Origin of the sequence: Dactylosporangium fulvum (assembly GCF_025137375.1) — a bacterium.
Lineage (GTDB): Bacteria > Actinomycetota > Actinomycetes > Mycobacteriales > Micromonosporaceae > Dactylosporangium > Dactylosporangium fulvum.
Genome location: NZ_CP073720.1, coordinates 2,418,065 through 2,434,044, shown reverse-complemented (window position 1 = coordinate 2,434,044; position 15,980 = coordinate 2,418,065). Strand labels below are relative to the sequence as shown.

Annotated in this window: 9 protein-coding genes; 2 read left to right on the top strand and 7 right to left on the bottom strand. The window is 68.3% G+C overall.

The window, feature by feature from the left end:
- Positions 1 to 10: 10 nt before the first annotated feature.
- The 3 genes from Dfulv_RS11330 to Dfulv_RS11320 all read right to left on the bottom strand — a co-directional run bounded on the left by Dfulv_RS11330 (position 11) and on the right by Dfulv_RS11320 (position 10,678).
- Entirely contained in the window at positions 11 to 8,896 is an 8,886-nt protein-coding gene (locus Dfulv_RS11330; RefSeq protein WP_259867609.1) for a LamG-like jellyroll fold domain-containing protein, read from the bottom strand.
- 262 nt (positions 8,897 to 9,158) lie between these two features.
- Positions 9,159 to 10,457: a hypothetical protein gene (locus tag Dfulv_RS11325; protein WP_259862738.1), complete on the bottom strand. Its 1,299-nt coding sequence runs from the start codon at positions 10,455 to 10,457 to the stop codon at positions 9,159 to 9,161.
- A complete protein-coding gene (locus Dfulv_RS11320) occupies positions 10,403 to 10,678 on the bottom strand; it encodes a hypothetical protein (RefSeq protein WP_259862737.1) in 276 nt (91 codons plus the stop codon). The genes Dfulv_RS11325 and Dfulv_RS11320 overlap by 55 nt, the downstream gene beginning before the upstream one ends.
- 288 nt (positions 10,679 to 10,966) lie before the next feature.
- Between Dfulv_RS11320 and Dfulv_RS11315 the strand changes: the two genes are divergently transcribed.
- Positions 10,967 to 11,503 carry a hypothetical protein gene (locus Dfulv_RS11315; RefSeq protein WP_259862736.1) on the top strand — a complete coding sequence of 179 codons (537 nt, stop codon included), beginning with the start codon at positions 10,967 to 10,969 and terminating at the stop codon, positions 11,501 to 11,503.
- A 73-nt stretch (positions 11,504 to 11,576) separates the two neighbouring features.
- A complete protein-coding gene (locus Dfulv_RS11310; RefSeq protein ID WP_259862735.1) occupies positions 11,577 to 12,047 on the top strand; it encodes a GNAT family N-acetyltransferase in 471 nt (156 codons plus the stop codon).
- A 2-nt stretch (positions 12,048 to 12,049) separates the two neighbouring features.
- On the opposite strand, the gene Dfulv_RS11305 is transcribed toward Dfulv_RS11310, so the two are convergent.
- The 4 genes from Dfulv_RS11305 to Dfulv_RS11290 are packed head-to-tail and all read right to left on the bottom strand — an operon-like array spanning position 12,050 to position 15,980.
- Positions 12,050 to 12,547 carry a flavin reductase family protein gene (locus Dfulv_RS11305; RefSeq protein WP_259862734.1) on the bottom strand — a complete coding sequence of 166 codons (498 nt, stop codon included), beginning with the start codon at positions 12,545 to 12,547 and terminating at the stop codon, positions 12,050 to 12,052.
- A 21-nt stretch (positions 12,548 to 12,568) separates the two neighbouring features.
- Entirely contained in the window at positions 12,569 to 13,522 is a 954-nt protein-coding gene (gene alc, locus Dfulv_RS11300; RefSeq protein ID WP_259862733.1) for an allantoicase, read from the bottom strand.
- The gene (allB, locus tag Dfulv_RS11295; RefSeq protein WP_259862732.1) at positions 13,519 to 14,817 is read right to left on the bottom strand and encodes an allantoinase AllB; all 1,299 of its coding nucleotides are present in this window, start codon (positions 14,815 to 14,817) and stop codon (positions 13,519 to 13,521) included. The genes alc and allB overlap by 4 nt, the downstream gene beginning before the upstream one ends.
- A complete protein-coding gene (locus Dfulv_RS11290) occupies positions 14,814 to 15,980 on the bottom strand; it encodes a DUF6986 family protein (RefSeq protein WP_259862730.1) in 1,167 nt (388 codons plus the stop codon). Before Dfulv_RS11290 ends, allB begins: the two co-directional genes overlap by 4 nt.

The window sequence follows — 15,980 nt, the reverse complement described above, 5'->3', positions numbered from 1 at the left end:
TCATATCTCGCTAGTCCGGTAGACCCGTGAATTTTCGACTCTGGATTCCTTCGGCGTTGCGGAACCACACCGTCAGATTAGCACCCTCGGGCAGCATCGCTCCCAGTCGATCGGCACACGCTCCACAAATGTAGTCGCCGGTGATGAACAAATGGCCTTCACCCGACCCGGTCAGGCGCATAAAGCCAGCCGATTGCGCCTCCAGATGGTGATAATTGGTGCTATTCGTTCCAGGCGGAAGGTTCTCAAGATACCGTGGGTTCAGATTGCGCGAGCCTGAAGACAGATTGAGCGGCGCCCTACCGGGAGTAAAGAGTGCACCCGACATTCCGCCTGGGCGCTCAAACTTGCTGGAAGCTGCGTCAGCAGCCTCGAATCCGACCGTCGGACACGGTCCATTCGTATTGTGTACCAGCACCGGTGTGGTGCCGGCTATCACATAGTACGTGTGGAGGTCGGTGACGGTGAGGTCGCGCATCTCCGCGGCGCTGACGTAGTTATGGACGTCGGCGACGGTGACGACGGTGCCGTCCGTTGTGCGGAACTGATCGCCGGTCTTCAGGTCTTGGGCGTTGGTCCAGGTGTCGGTGTCTTCGTTCCAGAACGGGTGGTGCCAGGTCGTCTTCAGCACCGCGGTCTCGTCGACCTCGCCACGCTCAACGGCGATCGTGAGGTCCGTGAGATCCGTGTCCTGGTTGCGGTGCAACGCCTCGACCTGCTTGGCCTCCAGCGTGCCCGTCTCCGGATCCTGGGCCATCACCCAGTCGCCGGCCTCCACCTCCACGATGGCCTTCGCCGACCCGTCCGCCATGAGCACACGCGTCGCCGGGTCGAAGCTATGCGTGTCGCACGACTCGGCACGGTGACGGCCCTTGTAGTCGCCCGAAGAGCCGCCGGAACCACTGCCGCGAGACGGTGACCCGCTCGAGCCGGACGGCGACCGGTGCTTGCCCTCATAGCCAGACGTGTTCGGCCGGCCACCGCCACCACCGCCACCACCGCCGTGCGAGGCCCGAGTCGGGTTCGGCAGACTGGCCTTACTGCCTCCGCCGCCGAAGAGCTTCGGCGCCGCAGCACCGGCACCACCCTTGGTGAAATACTTACTCGCCCCACCGGTGAACTTGCTCGTCCCAGCGCTCAACGCACCGTCCAGGCCGCCCTGGATCATCGTGTCGGCCAGACCACTCCACGAAAACTCCGCGTCACCCCGACCGACATCGATCATGTACCCGGCACCCGACGACAACGCCCCCGCGACCGCGCCGGCCAGGATCAGACAGCCCACACCGGTGGCGCACAGGGCGCCGACCGCGACCGTGGCCGCGATGCCCACCGCCGCAGTGGCGATGAACTTCCACGGATCTTCCTTGATCGCGTTGACGGTGTTCTTGACCGCGTCCTTGACCGACTTCGCCGCAGCCTTCGCGGTCTCCTTCACACACTTCGTCACACCGCCGGACAGACACTTCTTGACGTCGTTGTACTTGTCCCTGACGGTCTGAGCCTTCTGCTTCACCCACTTCGTCGTGGAGTTGACGACGACCTTGGTCGCCGCCCTGGCCTTGTCCACGACATAGTTGGCACCCGCCCTGACGTCCTGCCACGCCTGACCGGAAGCGACGTAGTTGTAGGTGCTGGTCACCACGTTGGCGACCGGGGCCGTCACCGCCTTGAAGGCGTTCTTCACCGACGACCAGTCCCAATGCCCGGTCGGATCGGTGGTGGTCAGCGGGTTGCCGTCGCCGTACTGGAACCGGTTGGCGTTGATCGACGACGGAATCGGGCTGTTGCTGGCGGTGTCACGGCTGTCGAACTGGCCGGTGTCGGTGTTGTACCAGCGGGCCAGCATGTTGACCCGGCCCGTCGACTGCTCGGTGAACTCCGACTGATAGCCGAGACTGCCGACCATCCCGGTCGTGGCCAGGACCGCGCCGAGCGGGTCGTAGCTGACCGATCCGGTCAGGCTCGAACCCGTGGCGGTGAACTGCCCGACGATGTCGGTGTGCAGGTCGGTCCACACATACCGCGAGTTCGCCCCGGTCCCCGACCCCGCAGCGAGGACTCCCCCGCCCGGATCCCGGGTGTACTTCGACGAGCCGTCGTCGGCCAGATCGTTGCCGAGCCCGCTGTACTTGAACCCGGCCTTGACCGCCCTGCCCAGCGCGTCGTAGTCGTAGGTGACCGTCCCACCGGCCGCCTGCTGCGTGATGATCTGCCCGTAGGCATCCGCGGTGGTGTTGTACACCCCACCCGGACCGGAGGTCAGCCGCAACGTCCCCCGCGCCGTGTACGCGTACGACGTGCCACCGCTCTGCGACAGCAACTGGTTGCGCTGGTCGTAGCTGAAGGTCTTGCTGCCGTTCTGCGTCCGGTTGCCCGACGCGTCGTAGGCGTAGTTGGTGGTCGTCGAACCGGACGTCCACGAGGTGAGCCGGTTGGCGAGGTCGTAGGTGTAGCTGTTGCTCGACGCACCCGCGAACCCGGTCGTCACCTTCGACGTCAGATTGTTGTTCTCGTCGTAGCCGTAGGCGATCGACCCCTGAATCACCGACCCGTCGAACGACGACACTGTGTCGGTCTTGACCCGGTGCAGGAAGTCGTACGTGAAGGCGCGTTTCTTGTTGTTGGCGCCGTAGGTGATCGTCGACGGCTGGTTCATCACGTTGTAGGCGACGTTCAGGTCGATGTTCGTCGTCGGGTTCGAGACCGTCTTGAGCCGGCCCGCGGTGTCGTACGTGAAGTTCGTCGCGCCCGCCGCGTCGGTACGCGACTTCATCCGGCCGTCGTTGGTGTACGTGTACGAGGTGTTGTCCGCCGGGCCGGTGATGCTCAGCGGCAGCCCCCGGTCGTCGTACGAGATCGCGTTGGTGCCACCCGGCACGGACAGCGACGTGATGCGCCCCGCGTCGTCGTAGCCGAACGTCCGCGCCACGGTCGCCGCATCGGCGCCGGAACCTGTCTGCCCGGTGAGCTGGTTGAGGTCGTCGTAGGTGTAGGCGAGCTGTACTCCGCCGGGCAGCATGCTCGTCGTGAGCCTGCCGGCGGTGTCGTAGACGGCGGTGAACGTGCGGTCCGCCGCGTTGGGGTAGGCGGTGGTGGCGGGCTCGATCTGCGATTCGGGCAGGCCCCAGGTGTTGTAGGTGGTCCAGAACTGGTTGTTGCGTCCGTCGGTGAACCGGGTGGGACTGCCCGACGCGTCGTAGCCGAACGAGGTGGTGATCGACGTCGTGCCGGTGACCGGCTGTACCTCGCTGGTGACGTTGCCGACGGCGTCGTAGACCAGGGTGGTGGTGGTGCCGCGGCCGTCCTTGAACGAGGTGGGGTTGCCGTTGTTGTCGTAGCCCCGTATCTGCATCGTCAGCACGTTGTAGTTGTTGTCGAACTGCCGGACACGGGTGACTCGGCCGGCACCGTCGTACAGCATGTCGGTTGCGGTGTTGTCCGCGTTGGTGACGATGATCGGCTGGCCGAGCCCGTTGTAGGTGGTCTTGGTGATGTTGCCGGCGCCGTCCTTGGACGTCACCGGTTCACCGACGTTGTTGTACGTCGTCTCGGTCGTCACGCCGTCCGGTGAGGTGATCTTCCGCAGCCACGGCCCCGCCGCCGGCTGGTTGCCGTAGACGCCGGTGCCGTAGTCGTAGGTGGTGGTGTTGGCCACCGACGTGGGCTGGCGCACGATCTGCGTGCTCGTCAACTTCCGCCCGAGATAGTCGTAGGTGGCGGTTGTCTTCGCGCCGGTCGGGTCGACCGCCTCCAGCAGGTCGCCGACTTTGTCGTAGACCGCTGTCGACGACTTGCCGGTCGGGCCGGTCACCTTGGTCGTGTTGCCGAACGAGTCGTACTCGTACGACGTGGTCTTGCCCCGCGGGTCGGTCGTGGAGGTGACCTGCCCCAGCTTGTCGTACACCGTCGTGCTGTTCGCCCCGACGATGGCTGTGCCACCCGGGGGTGTGTAGTCGGGCAGGATGACTGTGACCGGTCGGCCTGCGGCGTCGACCCGGATCTGTGTGACCCGGCCGAGTGGGTCCTGCTGCTCGACGACGTCGCCAAAGGTGTTGTAGCCGCGCAGTGACGTCGGCCGCACCGCCAACGCGGTACTGCCGAACGTTTCGGTCGTCACGCTGGGCGCCATGGTTTTGACCAGCCGGTCGACCTCGTCGTAAACGAAGTTGGTGGTGTTGCCGTTGGGATCCATCGTCGCGGTCGTCAGGCCGCGGTTGTCCACGGTGTGGTTGGTGGTCAGCTGGCCGGTGCTGGCGGTGGCGTCGGTGGTGCGGCCGTTGCCGCCGGCCCACAGGGTCGCCACGTCGGCTGCGGAGAGGGCGCGCTGGTAGACCTGCACGTTGTCGATCGAGCCGTTGAACTGGTTGACGCCGCCGTTGTTGTACCGCACCCCACCGATACCGAACGATCCGGTCGAGGCGAACGGCGTGGGATTGGTGCCGTCCGTACCGCGGACGTTGTTGACGTACAGGGCCATGCCCTTGGTGTTGGCGTCGAACACCCCGACCAGATGCACCCACGTGTTCGCCGCCAGGGCGTTGCTCGACGTGGCCGCAGGGTACGCGGAAGCGCTGGCCGAGTCCGACGACGGTGAGATGAACGCCCACTTGTTCAGCGCGCCGCTGTACTGCAGGTAGAACGCCGCGGAGTTCTCCGCGCCCTGCCCGAGCGCTGTCTGGAATCCGGTCAGACTGCTGGCCTTGACCCAGGCCGACACCGAGTAGGACTGGGTGGTGTTGAGGATGTTGAAGGCGTCCAGCATGCCGGTGGTGAAGGTGCCGTTGCCGCCGCCGAGGGTGACGCCGTCGTCGCCGGTCGCGTGGTGTTGCGAGGTCGACGAGTCGCTCGCCCAGATGGTTTGCCCCGGCTGGCTGGTCTCGTCGAGCTTCCACCAGCCGACTGGACGTGACGCGGCCTGGGTGCTGGTGCTCTCTGAGAGGACCCGGCCCATCGGGTCATAGGTGTATTCGCGGGTCTGCAGGACCGTGGAGGTGCCTCCACCGGCGGCGGCGACACTGTCGCGGATGCCGATGACTCGGTCGTCGGCGTCATACACGTAGTTCGTCGACCTGTTGACCTCACCGACATTCGTCGACGACGACTGCATCCGGCCGACCGCGTCGAACGTGAAGTCCGTGTGCGTGGCACCGTTGTTCTCGTCGCGCGACAGCAGGTTGCCGGCCTTGTCGTAGGCGTTCTCCTCGAGAACGTAGGTCTTCACACCATCGGTGCGGGTGACCTTCTTGACCTTGCCGTTGTTGTAGTACGTGTATTTCGTCGTCCAGTTCATCGCGTCGGTCTGCGACGCGAGCAAGCCGTCCTTGTAGTAGGCGTTGAACACCACCTGATGGCTGACGCCGTCCTTGCCGGTGATGCTGGCGGTCAGCAGGCGGCCTTCGGCGTCGAACGTGTGGGCGACGGTGCGGAGTACGTCGGCGGCGGGGCAGGGGGTGGACGGCGCCGGGCTGCTGTCACACTCGACGATCTTGTTCTGTTGGCCGTAGGCGTCGTAGGAGAAGAGCGAGACCGCGCCGGTCGGGTCGACGGTCTTCACCAACTGGCCATAGGCGTTGTAGTCGTTGGTGATCGCGCGTGGCGCGTCGCCCCCGGTGGTATCGGTGACGGTCCGTGAGATGACGTTGCCGTCCGCGTCGTAGACGTCGACGGTCTTCGCGGTATGCACCGCACTGGTCACCGCGTCGGTGGTCGCAGGCTCGGTCGTCTCGACCAACTGGCCGTCACTGTCGTACCGGTAGGTGGTGACCTGCCCGGCCGGATAGGCGGTGGAGATGACCTTCTTCTCGGTGACGCGGCCCAGCCCGTCATACTTGAACTCGGTCACCAGCCCGGCCGGGTCCGTGATCCGCACGGCGTCACCGGCCGAGTTGTACTCGGTCTTCTGCTGCTTGCCGCCGGCCGAGATGACGGTCACCGGCAACCCCGGCGGGGTGACCCCACCACCCACAGCGGCGGTGCTGCTCGTCGTGTAGGTCGTCGCCGTGGTGCGCCCGATGGTGAATCCGGGCACGGGCGGTGACGTCACCTTCAGGCGGTTGCCGGACGAGTCGTATTCGAGTTTCGTGCTGCGGTTCTGCCACAGATCGAGCGACGAACTCGGCGGCGTGATTTCGATGAGCTGGTCGTTGCGCGGGTCCGGAGTGAGCACCGCCGGTGCGGGATCCGGCCAGTACTTGTAGTACGTGGTCTCGCAGTTGTCGCCGACCTCGCCGCCGTAGTGCCCGCAGGTGGTCGTGCGGATGGTGTTGCCGCGTGCGTCCTTGCCGGTCTCGGTCTTCTGTCCCAGTGGGTCGTACACCACCGAGACGAAGCCGCCGACGTCGTAGCCGTACGTCGTGGTGTTGCCGAGCACATCGACGTCGGCGACGAGCCGGTTGCCGTTGAGGGTGTCGAACATCTTCTTGGCGACGTTGTTGCCCGGGTCGGTGATGGCCACCGTCGTGACCGGGGTCAGTACCGGACCGGTCTCTGCCGGTGACAGCGAGCTGCGCGACGCCTTGTAGTGCGCGTCGACCTGTGCCTGCGACAGCGCGGTGTTGTAGTAGGCGAATTCGGCGATGTTGCCCTTGAAGTAGCTGACGTCCTGCGTCGTGCCCGGCCAGCTCTTCGTCGTGCCCGCGCCGACGTACGAATAGTCGGTGAACAGCGACTGCTGATCACCGGTGTTCGTGCCGACGGGCACGTTGTCCAAGTACATCGTCTGCGTGCTCGTGGCCGTCGTGTCGTATGTGCCGACCAGCACCACGTGGTGCCACTTGCCGTCGTTCACGGGGCTGGTGGAGGTGATCGGTCCGGCGCCGCTGCCGGTCCAGTAGCTGCCGCGCAGCTTCCCGTCACCGCCCACGTATAGGGCAGGCACCCAGGACTGGACGTTCGTCGCGCCGAGCGGCTGATCCTGGTAGCCGTAGAGCACACCACTGGCCGTATGACCGGCCGGGATCTTGAACCACATCTCGACGGACTGGGGACCTGCGCCAGGCGCGAACTCGAACCCCTCCTTCATCTTCACGTACGAAGAGGTGCCGTTGAAGATGCCGCCGTAGGAGTCGCTGAACGGGCTGGTGGTGTTCGGTTGCGTGGTGTCGAACGCGACGTTGTTGTAGAGGGCTGTCGTGCCGATCACCTGGTTCGACGGTGAGATCGGCGCGCTGATGTCGTTGAACCGGTAGTAGTCGCGTGGCTGGGAGCCGAGCACGGACGAGACGTAGACCTGGCTGGAGCCGTAGTTGGCCGGCGCTCCGATCTTCCAGACCCCGCCGTTCTCGTCGGTGACCTGGTTGACCCGGCCGGAGACGGTGTCGTAGCCGACGACGGCACGGACCCGGCCGGCATTGCTGGTCACCTTCGTCATCGCCTGCGTCGGGTTCTTACCCGAGGTGTACAGGGCGGAGACGTCGTTGGCGGTGAGGGGCTTGTTGTAGTAAGCGGCGTCGGCGATGGAACCGTTGAAGAACGTCGCGGTGGCCGTGGTGTTGGTCTGGCCGGGCCAGCCGCCGCCGAGGAACCCGGCGCCGAGGTACAGGTTGGACTGGCCGGTGTTGTGCAGCACGATCGTGCCGGACAGCGTGCCGACGAGTTGCCCGTCGAGATACATCCGCTGGTTGCCGCCGTTGCCGGACAGCGCGACGTGGTGCCACTGGTTGTCCGTGACCGGATTGGCGGTGGTGATCGCGGCCGTGGGGGTGCCCATCCAGAACTGACCGCGCAGCTTGCCGGTGTTGTCGATGTACAGGACCGGGTTGTAGTTGCCGGGAGTCGTCGCGCCCTGGGTGACCAAGTCCTTCTGGTTGGAGAACAGCACCCCGCTGGGTGTGGCGGTCTTGAACCACAGGCTGACCGACTGGTACGAGCTCTCCGTCGCCAGCTTCACCGGCAGCTTCACCGACGAGCTGGTGCCGTTGAACGACGCCGACGTCGATGTCGAGTTCGGCAGTGCGGCGCCGCCACCGAGGGTGACATTGCTGTAGATACCGTTGTCAGTGCCGTCGTTGGACAGCACACCACTCTTCGCCTGGGTCTGCCCGGTGGCATCGTTGAGGCGCCAGAACGAGTACGGGCCGGTGTTGAGCACCGTCCCGTTGTGCTGGTTGACCGTCTGATACTCGTAGAGGGCACAGTCGGTGGTGGTGCCAGGCGGGCAGACCTTGGTGAGCTTGTCCCCGGTATAGCTGTAGGTCCACGTCAGCGTGCTGCTGGGCACCGCCGGGTTGGTCGGGTCGGTGGTCACCGACCCGACGTGCGCGGCCGTGGCGCCGGCCGGGGTCGACCAGGACAGGTTCAGCGTGCGGTTCGAGGTCAGGGACTTGATCTGGTCGACCTGGCCGCTGGTGTTGTATCGCAGGGTCAGTGCCCGGCCGTTGGAGTCGGTGATCTTCGTCAGGCCGAACGTGCCGGAGCCGACGACGGTCTGGGTGAACTCGTAGGTGGTGGTGTCCTTGTCGGTCAGCGAGTAGCCACCGGTGATCGGCTTGAAGATGGAGTACCGGCCCGGCGGCGGCGACCAGTTGCCGTCGTTGTTGCGGCCGAACGTCACCTCCTGGCCGTTGGGGTAGCGCACCACGGCCGTCTGCAGCGCACCGTCGGCGTCCTTGCCTTCACGGACCTGCATGTCGGGCAGCGCCGACCAGCCCTGCCCGAACGCGGAGGTACGGACGTCGAGGCTGTTGTATTCCCGGGCGATCGACAACGCCGGACCCACCGTCGCCACCTGCGCGTCGACATCACTCGTGGTGTAGTTCCCCACCGAGCCCTCGAAGCCCTTGCCGCCGTTCTGCGCCAGCGATGAACTCACCAACTGCTGCGGCACGGCGGTGGAGAACACGTACGGCACCGGGTTGGTCGGGCCGATCGACGAGCGGTCGTCGACCTGCACCATGTACATGTAGGTCTTGCCCCACTGCAGCGTGCCCGCCGGCGGCTTCCAGTAGCCGTCGGTCCAGCCCGACGACGCGAACTGCGTGCCCTGATCGTTGTAAAGCAGGAAGTTGTACCGCAGGCCGCGGTTGGGGTAGTTGTCCGGGTCGCTGCCCTTCGCCGCGAACTCCGGCGTCAGCGTGTTCACCGTCGTGTTGTTCGCCGGATAGCGGGCGTCCAGCTGCGGCGGGGTGTTCGCCGCGTAGTTGACCTCGATGAAGGGGTCACACTCGGTGTTGCCGAAGTAGCTCGGGCAGATCAGGCTGGTGTCCGACGACGTGAACCGCTTCCACGCCGCCGTGTCGGCCTCGTCCGCGGTCAACGCGAACCCGAAGATCGTGCCCGGATAGCTGGCCCAGTCGACCATGTACTGGGTGTTGAGCCACGGCGTCGACCACACGCCCCGGTTGCGTACCTGCCCCGAGTTCGTGCACGCCTGCGAACTGCTCGGCGAGTCCGTCGCGATCAGCTTGTTCGTGTCGTAGCCGGGCATGTTGTTCCACGTCACCGACGATGCGTTCCACGTGTTGGAACCCGTCGAAGTTGATGAACGTCCGCGCCTTCTCCGTACCGTTGTGCGACCCCACCGCCAGCGTCGGCTCGGTGTTGCGGGTCCCGGTCGGGGCGGTGCTGATGGCGTAGGTGTCGTACTGCGTCACCACACGGGTCTGCGGGTCGAGAATGACCGGGAACTGCCGCTTCGGGTCCCGCAGCCAGGCCCCGTCGACGCTCACCTTCAGCGCCGGGCCGCCACCGGCCTGGATCAGCTCGTACTTGACGCCGTAGGAGATCTCACCGGCGCCGGCGTGGCTGTTGGAGGCGTCCTCCATGAACCCGACCGGCATCGTCGAGGCCACCGTCCCCTTGGCGGTGACGAACTCCACCTCACCGAAGCCGTTCAACCGCGGCGTCAAACCCTTGAGCTTCAGCGGGTACACGTACTCGGTCGGCACCTCCGCCGAGCGCAGCACCAGGTTCTCCTTGACCCCGGACGCCTTTGCCCCCAGTTCCAGGTCCACGTCCGGGAACACGTTGCGGTACCGCGCGACCGACCGGTCCACCGATGCCTTGATCAGTGACGCGTCCTGCAGCGTGTAGGCCAGCTCCACACCAGGCTCGAGCGTCATGCGGACCAGGTCCTCGTCCACCGCCGCCGTCTGGCCGCCGGAAACGGTGGGGATCTCCGCGCCGTCGGCGTCGACCTTCTTCGCCGTCCCCGGCGCGAAACTGACCTTGAACGCGTTCGCGGTCGTCTCCAACCGGCGCCCAGCACCGGCCTTGAGCTGGCTGTCGATCGGCTGCCACGAACCGTCGGCCGCCTTGAAGTTCACCGGGTTCTTGTAGACCCTCCGCGTGTATGTGCCATCCGCGTTTTCGAACACGTCGGTCTTCGCATCGCTCAACGGCGCCTTGCGTTTGCTCGTCGCCGCATCGAAACCCTTCCGCGCCGACCCGGTCGACTTGTTCTTCACCTCAGGCGTGAACGGCCGATAGCGGTCCAACTCACCCTTGGCCTTCGCCACCGGCTACCGTCGTCCAGCAACCTCGGCGACGCGACGTAGTGCCCGTCGACCCCCTTGCCGCGCTGCTGCTGCGGCACTTTCGGGTCTTCCTTCGCCCACGACGGCGCCGCCGACAACCAGCCACGAAGCCACGACCAGCCCACCAGACCCCGCCCCGACGGCACCAGCGCCGCCGGCAGCCCCAGGCTGAGCACCATCGCCATCACCATGACGACGCTCACCCGGCGACCCACCCGGCCAGCGGATCGACCAGCAGACGAACCGACAGCAGGCACAGTTCGACGACCGCGCACGGCCAGCCTCCCCCGTGAAGCCGATGTTGCGAACCAAGGCGCGAGCAGTCTGCGGTGCGTCACGACCCGAGCACAAGATGTTCTTGAATATCGGTGACCTTGATGCTCCGATGTCCCGTTTGGCGCTTTCGCGATCTTTAGCGAAGGGGCTATCGGAGATCGACGAAGCACGCTATCTTCGTGCCGCGAGCTACACCCGGACGGGGAGGTGAGGCTGTGTTGCGCTGGTTGACCACGGCACGTGCCGCCGTGCGCGCATGGCCCCGGCGGCAGCAGATCATCGCCGGCTCCGCCACATTCGCCGTGCTGGCAGTGCTGGCCACGTGGCTGCTGTGGCCGCAGGACCCACCACCCCCGGCCCCACGTGAACGGCAGTACAAGGCGACCACCGCCTGCCTGCTCACCGACGACCAGGACCTGACCGCAGAACCCGCCCGCACCGCCTGGGCCGGCATGCAGGACGCCTCCGTGCAGACCCTCGTCAAGGTCCAGCACCTGGCCATCACCGGACCGCAGACCACCGCCAACGGCCTGACCTACTACAACACCCTCGGCGTGCAGAAATGCACCGTCATCATCGCCGCCGGACCCGTCCCGGTCGCAGCCATGACCGAAGGCATCACCGCCTTTCCCGGCATCAAGCACTACGCCGTCGGCGGCAACACCAACGGCAAACCCATCACCACCATCGACACCACATCCACCGACACCATCAAGACCGGCGCACGGGCCGCCGTCACCGCCGCCGGCTGACCGACGCAATGCGGGCCGGGATCCACGGCGGAAATCGGCTGACGCGCACGGAACGGCGGGATAGGTTCGCGGCGTGGAACTGGTGCGGCGGGCAGGTGCGGACGATGCGGAGGAACTGGTCCGGCTGCGGGCGGTGATGCTGGCCTCGATCATCGGGGAGAGACCGAAGCCGGGCGAATGGGTGGCGCGGGCCGCCGAGTCGCTGCGGCGGCGCCTGCCGGAGCCGGACGCGCGCATCGCGGCGTTTGTGGTGGACGATCCGGACGGCGGGCTGGCCGCCTGCGCGGTCGGCGTCGTCGAGGAGCGCCTCGCGGGTCCGGACAGCCCGAGCGGGCTGAACGGCTACGTCTTCAACGTGGTGACCGACCCGCGGTGGCGGCGCCGCGGCTTCAGCCGCGCCTGCATGACGGCGCTCATCGCGTGGTTCGCGGACCACGGCGTGCGGCTGGTCGACCTCCGTGCCTCCGACGAGGGCCTGCCGCTCTACACGAAGCTGGGCTTCGAGCTCCAGCACGGCCCGGCGATGCGCCTGCGGCTGCCCTGAGCTCAGCGCTCCAGCGTCATGTAGGTGCCGGCGTGATAGACCAGCGGCGCCGCCGACTCGTCGTCGTGGTGGGTCGCGGACACCGGCGACGCGATCACGATCATGTGGTCGCCGGCCTCGACGAGCTTGGCGGCCTTGCAGATGAGCACGGCCAGCACGCCGTCGAGCAGGGGGACGCCGGCCGGGTCCTCGTGCCACGAGCCGCCGCGCTTGCTGTGCTCGGCGAAGCGGTCGATCCCCGGGGTGGCGAAGATCCGGGCCACCTGTTCCTGGTCGTCGGTGAGGACGTGCACCGCCACCAGGCCGGCGGCTTCGACGGACGGCCAGACGGAGGCCGCCCTGGCCACGCTGAACGACACGAGCGGCGGATCGAGCGACACCGAGGTGAACGAGGTCGCCGTGAAGCCGACCGGACCCGGCACGGTGACGACGACCACGGCGGAGGCATGCCGGCGCAGCACCCGGCGGAAGAGGCCGGAGTCCATGGCGTCGGCGGTCACGGGCCCAACCCTACCCACGGGTCAACCGGTCTCACCCCACAGCCGGAGGCGGGCCATGCCGCCGTCCGGGAAGACGTCGAGGCGCACGTATGTCGCCGGGCGGGTCGCGTCGAGGCGGAAGCGATGGCGGGTGTCGGGCTGGAGCCGGGTGCGCGGAAGCAGGTCGAACCAGGCCGCCGGGTCCGCGGGGTCGGTGGTGCCGCGCAGCTGTGCCTCGCCCGGCGCGTTGCCCTTGAAGTGGGTGGTGTCGAGCTCTGCCAGCCGCACCCGGCCGGCGGCGGCGAGCCGCACGAGCACCCAGTCGTTGCCGTCGTCGCGGCGCCGCGCGGTCTCCCAGCCCTCCCCCATGATGCGGGCCTGGCCGGGCAGGATGAGGTTGTTCGGCGAGCCGTAGAACTTGTCGCTGCAGTCGACGACGAGCCCGCCCAGCTCCAGGGCGGCCAGGTCGACGGTCATGCCGTGCAGGAGCGCGGGGTCGGGAACGACCGTGCCGTGGACCCGCAGCCGGGCCACCCCGCCGTCGGGGAAGATGTTGAGCCGCACGTGTGTCACGCGGCCGGAGGGGGCGACCTCGAAGAGGTTCCGCGTGTCACCCCGCACGGGCGACTTCGGCACCAGCGGGCGCCACTCGGCCGCGGCCAGGTCCTCGGGCGACGGGTAGCCGTCCACCGCGCAGCCGTCCACGGAGACGTGCGGCGGGTAGTTGCCGGTGAAGTGCGCGGTGTCGACGACCACGCCGTGGACGACGCCGGGGGCGCCGAGCCGGACGACCGCCCAGTCGTAGCCCGGGGTCCTGCGGCGCCGGGTCTCCCAGCCGTCGTAGACCTTGCCCTTCGGCCCGTACGTCCACGTCTCGAACGTCGACGGCTCGGGGTTGACCAGGTTGTCGCGGGCGGCGAAGAACTCGTCGTTGGCGTCGACGACCCCGCCGCCGAGCACCCGTGACGCCAGGTCCGGCAGCTCCGTGAACGTCATGCGTCCTCCTCCCGCCGCAGGAACCTCCCCCGTGGAGTCTCCCCCGCCGGGACACCCCGCAGCCAGGTGGTGTGCACCACGCCGGACAGCTCCGCCGACGCGTACGGCGTCACCGGGTGGCGGTGGTGGAGCGCGGCGGGGTCGACGACAAACGACCCGTCCGGGTCGAACGCCACCAGGTCCGCGTCGGCGCCGACCGCGATCCGGCCCTTCCGCCGCAGCCCCACCAGGTCGGCCGGGCCGGTCGCCATCCACCGCACCACGTCGGCCAGGCCGAACCCGCGCCGCCGGGCGGCGGTCCACACCGCGCTCAGCCCGAGCTGCAGCGACGCGATCCCGCCCCACGCCGCCGCGAAGTCCCCGGTGTCCCGGCGTTTCAGGGAAGGTGTACTGGGTGAGTGGTCGGACACCACGATCGTGATGGTCCCGTCGGCGAGCCCGCCCCACAGCTCGTCCTGGTTGCCGGCGTCGCGGATGGGTGGGCAGCATTTGAACTCGGTCGCCCCGTCGGGGACGGACAGCCCGTCGAGCGTCAGGTAGTGGGGACACGTCTCGGCGGTCACCCGCACCCCGTCCGCCTGTGCCCGCCGCAGCACGGGCAGTGCACCCGCCGCCGACAGGTGCAGGATGTGGACGCGGGCGCCGGTGGCGGCGGCGACCGACAGCGCGGTGCCGACCGCCGACACCTCGGCGGCCACCGGCCGGGAGGCGAGGAAGTCGGCGTAGGAGCGCGACGGCACCGCCGGCAGCAGCGCGGCCGGGTCCTCGGCGTGCACGACGAAGAGCGCGTCGACCGCCGCGAACGCCTCGGCGAGCCCGGCCCGGTCCAGCGGCGGGAACTCGGGCACGCCCGAGTCGACGAGGAAGCTCTTGAACCCGAACACCCCGGCGTCGTGCAGGGCCGGCAGGTCGGCGGCGTTGCCGGGGACGGCGCCGCCCCAGAACCCGACGTCGACGAAGCACTGCCCCTCGGCGGCGGCCTGCTTCTCGCGGAGCGCGGCGACGGACGTGGTCGGCGGTAGGGAGTTCAGCGGCATGTCCACGACGGACGTCACGCCCCCGGCGGCGGCCGCCCGGGTCGCGGTGGCGAAGCCCTCCCACTCGGTGCGGCCCGGCTCGTTGACGTGCACGTGGGTGTCGACGAGCCCGGGCAGCAGGGCCAGGTCGCCGAGGTCGGTGTCGAAGTCCGCGTCGTGGTCGCCGACGGCCGCGATCCGCCCGCCGGCGACGGTGACGGTCGCCGGCCGGGGACCGCCGGGGAGGTACACCTGCCGCGACCGCAGCGTGAATGTCACAGCGCCTCCAGTTCCTCCACGGAATGACGGACGTCGCCGCGGGTCAGCGCGCCGCAGTACATGCCCCGCAGGAGGAACCGGGCGATGGCGCGGGCGGTGGCCGGCTCGTCGAGCGTGCCGGTCGCCCGCCGGGCCAGGTAGTCGTGGAGGCGGCGCCGGGCCTGGGGCAGCCCGTCGAGGAAGAACTGGTAGGTCGCCGCGTAGCGGGTCACGAGCTGCGCGGGGTGCAGGTCCCAGCCCTGGTGGATGCCGCGTTCCAGGCTGCGCCGGACGAGCCGGGCGTGCAGCTCCCACGCCGCGTGCACCTCGGCGGAGGAGCCGACCGGCAGGACGTTGGTGGAGCCGTCGCTGACCTGCACACCGGTGCCGGCGACCGCGACCTGCATGACGGACTTGGCGTGGTCGGCGGCCGGGTGCTCCATCGACTGGTAGTCGGGCGCGACGCCGAGTGCGGTGCTGTAGTCGTAGGTGCCGTAGTGGAAGCCGGCGAGCCGGCCGTGGGCACGCACGATCATCTCCGGCAGCGGGCACCGGCCGTCGGCGCCGAGCACCGCCTGCGGGGTCTCGACCTGCAGCTCGAAGCGCAGCGAGCCCTCGGCCAGGCCGTGCGCGTGCTCCAGCTGCCGGCACAGCAGCACGGCGGCGTCGGCGTGCGCGGCCGACGTCGCCTTCGGGATCGTGATGACGAACCCGGGCGGCGGCGGGCCCAGCGCGGTCAGGAACAGGTCGACGGTGCGCGCCGCCCGCACCACCGTGGCCGGCTCGAGGCTCTTGCAGCGCAGGCCGAAGAAGGGCGGCGGGCCGGACCGCAGCACCGTGCCGGCGGCGGTGGCGTGGTGGTCCTCCTCGTCGTCGGGGCGGCGGCCGTAGCCGTCCTCGAAGTCGACCCGGAGGTCCTCGATCGGCTCGGTGACGAGCTTGGCCAGCACCAGCTCCATCGTGGACGCCGGGAATGCGGGTGGCGGCCCGTGGTCCCGCACCGCGATCCGGGCGGTCGTGGCCCAGTCGCCGACGGTGCCGCCGCCGAACCGGTCCGCGGGCACGTAGGCGGTGTGCACCGGTTGCCGTACCACCGGCTCGTCCGTCTGCCCCGGCAGCAGCAGTCGGTCGAGGTGCTCGGCGCGGGCCCGCAGCTCCTCGAGGTCCCGCTCGGACAGGGCCAT

Bases quoted from the DNA above. Each gene is read 5' to 3' on its own strand.
- Dfulv_RS11330 (WP_259867609.1), bottom strand. From the start codon at position 8,896: ATGGTGCAGGTCGACGACCGCTCGTCGATCGGCCCGACCAACCCGGTG.
- alc (WP_259862733.1), bottom strand. From the start codon at position 13,522: ATGACGTTCACGGAGCTGCCGGACCTGGCGTCACGGGTGCTCGGCGGC.
- Dfulv_RS11290 (WP_259862730.1), bottom strand. From the start codon at position 15,980: ATGGCCCTGTCCGAGCGGGACCTCGAGGAGCTGCGGGCCCGCGCCGAG.